Annotated in this window: 4 protein-coding genes; 2 read left to right on the forward strand and 2 right to left on the reverse strand. The window is 65.7% G+C overall.

Translation table 11 applies throughout. The features are described from left to right. Positions 1-287, forward strand: a 287-nt coding sequence (locus U9983_RS26485; RefSeq protein WP_322756620.1) for a tetratricopeptide repeat protein, incomplete at its 5' end; no start/stop codon positions are given. A gap of 39 nt (positions 288-326) precedes the next feature. Here the strand turns inward: U9983_RS26485 and U9983_RS26490 are convergent. Together U9983_RS26490 and U9983_RS26495 are read right to left on the reverse strand one after the other, a co-directional pair. Next, positions 327-1334 carry a hypothetical protein gene (locus U9983_RS26490; RefSeq protein ID WP_322756621.1) on the reverse strand — a complete coding sequence of 336 codons (1008 nt, stop codon included), beginning with the start codon at positions 1332-1334 and terminating at the stop codon, positions 327-329. 314 nt (positions 1335-1648) lie between these two features. Then, on the reverse strand, positions 1649-2530 hold the full coding sequence (locus U9983_RS26495; protein ID WP_322756622.1) for a phosphotransferase enzyme family protein: 882 nt from the start codon (positions 2528-2530) through the stop codon (positions 1649-1651). 1002 nt (positions 2531-3532) lie between these two features. Here U9983_RS26495 and fxsT point away from each other — a divergent pair. Next, on the forward strand, positions 3533-5383 hold a 1851-nt coding region (gene fxsT, locus U9983_RS26500; protein ID WP_322756623.1), incomplete at its 3' end, for an FxSxx-COOH system tetratricopeptide repeat protein.

Here is a 5383-nt window from a genome sequence, read left to right on the forward strand (position 1 = left end):
GCCGCGCCGAGGCCCTCGCGCCCGCCACCGAAGCCGTCGACATCCGTCGGCGGTTGGCCGAGGTGGCCCCTGACGCCTACCTGCCCGACCTCGCCATGTCGCTGAACAATCTGGCGCTTTTCCTGTCGGGGGTGGGCCGGCGCGCCGAGGCGCTCGCCCCCGCCACCGAAGCGGTGCAGATTTTCACTCAGCTTGCCGAGGAGTTTCCAGACCGGTTCAGTTCGTCTCGGGATAGGGCGGCAGAGACCTTGCGACGCGTGAGCTCACCCGAGGTGGACGACGAATAGTGCGAGGTGTCGACCGGGTACGTGTCTTTGGCATCCAGGTCACGGAGTCACCGTACCGGTCACCCGGCCCAGTTCTCGGCGCTCACGCCAGAAGAGAAACAGAAACACCGCACCGGCGAAGAACACCAGGCCGAAGACCGAGAGATACATCGGATAGTAGTGCCGCCAGTCGAAAATAGACCTTCCAGCATCCACTTCCCGGTATGAACCGCCGAAGAATCCCAGGATGATCCCGATCGGGACGGCAACGACGGACAGAAAGCCGACCGCGACGCCGTACCGGAGCCGTCGAAGATCCTGTTTTCGGGCGTCGATTGATTCCTGTGACGCCTGTTCGGCACTCAGGACCGATGCCAGACGGGTCAGCATCGCCGACACTGTCGACACATTGTCGGTAAGCCCCGCACACTCGATGAGCTGACGATGGAAGTTCTCCACCCGTAGCGCGGGAATCAGAATGCCGATCTCGCACGCCGTCTCCACCCCGAAGGTTAGCTGTAATTCCTGTTCGGCCATCGTCTCATTGATCCTGGCGAGTTCCGCGCGGCGCTCCGCCGTACTCAGCGCGGTACGGTCACGGGAAAGGTCACGGACGCGTAACAGCGCATCGTAGGCGGCCAGCCGAATCTGGCGGACCTTACCGGTCGCGGCGACGATCTGCACCGCGGACAGGAGAGCACAGTTCTCGATATAGTCCTGCTGAGCGGTTAATACTGAGACGTAGGCGCCCACGGCCGCGCCGCTGGCGGGTCGCCGGTTGAGTTCAGCGGGAAACTGGATGGACGAATACACGGGATTCCAGTCGAGGTCCGCCCGGTAGACGATCCGTTGGACCGTGTCCTCGGGCAGGGTCGCGGACGTGAACACCATCTGGTGCCGCTGCGGGCCGAGCGCTGTCACGTCGACGCTCGCCACGATCTCGACGTCGGCCCCGTCGAGCATCTCGGCCACATAGCGTTCCAACGGAGAGGACTCGACGGTCACATGATCGTAGTAGCAGTCTTCGAGGAACGGGATGAGTACCTTCGGCGCACATTCAACATCCACGGAAAACACGGCGACGACCGGCCCCGCCTGGACGTCAAATAACCACAGTCGCGCTTTGCACACGGTAGCCGTCGTGGATTCCCCCCGACGGAACTTCAGAGAATCCGCGTCGATATCTCGACAGGCCAGAACGCGCGGAAGCTGCTGGACCGCGGCAATATAAAAGGGTTCCAGCCGCCCAAGCCGGAGAAAATCAGACGGCGGCCGGCCTTCCGCCCGTAAAAGGTCGACGGTCTCAGCGGTCGTCGCGATGACGGTCGAGATCCTGTGCACCGACCGTTCCACCGTGGGATCGAACGGCAGAACCGGCAGAGTCAACGCGCTCTCCACGTGGTCGCACGCGCACCAGGCTCATTGATGGAATCGATCCGACAACGGATCTCCTCATCAAGACTCGCGCTCGTCCCATACTGCTGGAGCAGCCATGTCACCATCCCCAGCTCTCGCAGCGCGATGAACGTCCCGACATGAGGCGACACGCGAAGATCATACCCATACGCGGAGGAGAATTCTTCGTAGTCCTCGTCGGACATTTCGAAGCGCCGAAAGGTTACCAGGTTCGGTACGAGATCCCACTCGAGCGGACCACGGCATATCTGATCGAAATCTATGAGGAGCAACCTGCGCCCCGGAAGACACATGACATTTCCGTAGTGCATGTCGCCGTGAATGACTCCGATTCCCAGCTCGGATGTCAGGTCGGGAACGCGTGATTCCAGCGACGCCAGCAGCGCCGCGAGCGGGTCGACCAGGTCCTGGTCGATGCCGTCCCGGCGCGCGCCGTCCAGTCGGGCACGGATGAGCGCGAAGGGTTCCCACGCCTCGACAAGATCCTTCTCTGAGATGGCGAGATCGTGAAAGTGGCGGAGCAGCCCGCCGAGTTCCCGCGGTGTCACTCGGCAGTCTGTGTCGGTCTCGTAGTAGACCCACAGGGTCACGACACCCGTTGACGTGACGACCGGCTGGCGGACGCCGGGGACGGCGGCGGGCTCGGCCACCTCCATGCCTCGAGCGGCGATCCGCATCACGAAGTCCACCGTCCGCGCGACCTGCTCGGCCCGGGTGTCCGGGCGTGCCACCCGGAGCACGAGGCCCCGGTCCCGATACGCGTAGAGCGCGTTCTCCCCGAACCGGAGAAGCGCCAGATCCGGCGGAGCCTCGACACCGAGCTGCGCGAGCACGTCGAACGCCGCCATGCGGGCGTCGGACTCCTTCCAGGCCACAACGTCCTACCGGGCGAGGCGGGAGCAGGAGGGACGGTAGGGAGGGAGCGCGAAAACCGCGCCCGGCCGGTCCCGGTCCCTGGAATGCGGACAAGCGGCCGGGCGCACCAACGCGATCAGACTCACGGTCCCGTCCAGGGTCGAGGCTCTCCGTCACCACCACCCTAGGCCCGTAGACCGTCACAAGCATCCGGGACGGGACAATCCGGGCGTAGGCAGAGCGCCACCTCACCCGTGCCTCGGTCCGGGTCGGGCGGTGGAACCCCGGTCTCCCGAGGAGCGGCGGAGATCACAAAACCGGTGCCAGCACTCCAACCCGGACCCGCTGACGCACACCATCGAGGAACATCAACAGATGTTGACAAGTATCGAAACCGTGGGGTAAAAGTGGGGTTTGCTGCCTCGGATGCCCGGCCCAACGACGAGAAGTGCCTGTGCCACAGGCGATCTGGGTGGGCCGCCAGGGGCTCGAACCCTGAACCCGCAGATTAAAAGTCTCGTTTGTGATGTTCGTGGGGGTCCGCCGATGTTCGTCAGCTTGAGGCGGCGGGCCTCCGTCGTTCGTTGTCGTCCGTCGACGTCCGCTCACGTTGCTGTCAGCGGTTGCTGTCAGACCCGATGCCAGAGCCCAACTGGGCGACAGCGTCACCGTACGTTGCAAGCTTGGGAAACCTGTGCGGTTACCGTTGCTGACCTGGTCCAAAGCACTCCCGCCCAGGTCAGCAGCAGTCCAGCTCTCGCCAGAGACCACAGGTCAGACCACATGCTGACCGGTGCTACTGGCATGCGAATGGCACGCCGAGGGCCGTTGATCCGTAGTTTGTTCGCGATCGTCCGTGGACGTTCACCGTGGTCTGTGCTCGTCCGTGGGCTGGGCTGTCACGTTGGCTGTCCTCGTGACCCGGGCTGGTGTCGGATGATGCCCGTCGATCGGTTGGTTTCGGGTGTGTTGGGTGGTAGTGGCATGCTGGCCGGGTGACCGTGGGGGGCAGTGAGGTTACCGTTCCGGATTTCTTCGTGTCGTATACCGGGGTGGACCGGGCCTGGGCGGAGTGGATCGCCTGGACGTTGGAGGCCGCCGGCTATCGGGTGGTGATCCAGGCGTGGGATTTCGGTGCCGGGTCGCACTTCGTCGAGGAGATGCACCGGACGACCGAGTATGCGGCCCGGACGGTCGCGGTGCTGTCGGCGGCCTACCTGGAATCGGCGTACGCGGCGCCGGAGTGGCAGGCGGCGTGGGCGGCGGATCCGTCGGGTCGGGTGCGGAAGCTGCTGGTGTTCCGGATCGAGGAGTGCCCGCGTCCGGGGCTGCTGGGTCAGGTCGTGTCGGTGGATCTGTTCGGGGTGGATCGGGACACCGCGCGGGCGCGGCTGCTGGCGGCGGTCACCGGCGAACGGGGTAAGCCGGCGGTGGAGCCGGGGTTTCCGGGTGGGGTAGGTGTCGGGGGTCGGGCGGAGCCGGGGTTTCCCGGGGATGTGCCGGCGGTGTGGGGCATGCTGTGGCCGCGGAACCCGAATTTCACCGGCCGTGAGGGTGAGCTGGCCGGGTTGCGGGAGCGGTTGACGGGGTCGGCTGCGGCGACGGTGCTCCCGCAGGCGTTACACGGCTTGGGTGGGGTCGGTAAGACCCAGTTGGCGGTGGAGTACGCCTATCGGCATCGCGGTGACTATGACGTGGTGTGGTGGGTGAGCGCGGAGCAGCCTGGTGATGTGGTGGCCGGGTTGGCTGGGTTGGCTGAGGAGCTGGGGGTGGCGGTGGTCGGGGAGGCCGCCGAGTCCGCGGCTGTGGTGGTTGGGCTGCTGGCTCGCCGGCAGGCGGTGCCGTGTTGGCTGGTGGTTGTTGACAATGCCGGGGCGCCGTCGGATCTGGATGGTCTGCTGGCTGCGGCTGGAGGTGGCGGGCATGTGCTGGTCACCTCCCGGGATGCCGACTGGGCAGGGGTGGCGGGCACGGTCGAGGTTGACGTGCTGCCCCGGGCGGACTCGGTAATGTTGCTGACGCGTCGGGCACCGCGGTTGACCGCCGGGGAGGCCGATCGGGTCGCGGAGCTACTCGGGGATCTTCCGTTGGCGTTGGAGCAGGCCGGGGCCTGGCTGGGTCAGACGCCGATGCGGGTGGAGACCTACTGTGAGCTGGTCACCGAGCGTACCCGGGAGATCTTGAGTGAGGGGACACCGGTCGGGTATCCGGTGCCGGTCGCCGCGACCTGGACGGTGGCGGTGGACGGGCTGGGTGACCCGGCCGCGGTGGGGTTGCTGCGGCTGTGGGCATTTTTCGGACCGGAACCGATCCCGGATGATCTGATTGGCCCGGGACAGCACGGTCTGCTGCCCGCGTCGTTGGCTGTGCTGGCAGTGGACCTGTTGGCGTTCCACCGACTGGTGCAGAAGATCAACGTTTTGGGTTTGGTCCGGGTTGTCGCTGGCGGCGTGGTGATGCACCGGTTGGTGCAGGCTGTTCTGCGTGACCACACCCCCGCTGTGGACCGGGACAATATGCGGCAGGTGGTGCACGGTCTGCTAGCAGCTGGCGATCCTGGGGAGCCGGCTAACCCGCGATGGTGGCCGCGGTACGCGGCGTTGCGTCCGCATGTCCTGGTCACCGGCATGGTCGAGAGCGATGGGGAGGACTGCCGCCGGTTGGTCTGGCGTCTGGCCTGGTATCTCAACGCGCGGGGTGACTACCCGACCAGTCTGTCTCTTGCTCAGAGCACCTATCGGCGGTGGAGTGAGATTCTTGGGGAGGATCACCCGGACACGTTGGCCGCGGCGGCGAACCTCGCCGCCACGTTGCGGTCGACTGGGGATTATGCCGGTGCCCGCGAA

Origin of the sequence: Protofrankia sp. Cas3 (assembly GCF_963555955.1) — a bacterium.
GTDB lineage: Bacteria > Actinomycetota > Actinomycetes > Frankiales > Frankiaceae > Protofrankia.

Excerpts from the sequence above, each read along its gene's own strand:
- U9983_RS26495 (WP_322756622.1), bottom strand. The coding sequence starts at position 2,530 with ATGGCGGCGTTCGACGTGCTCGCGCAGCTCGGTGTCGAGGCTCCGCCG.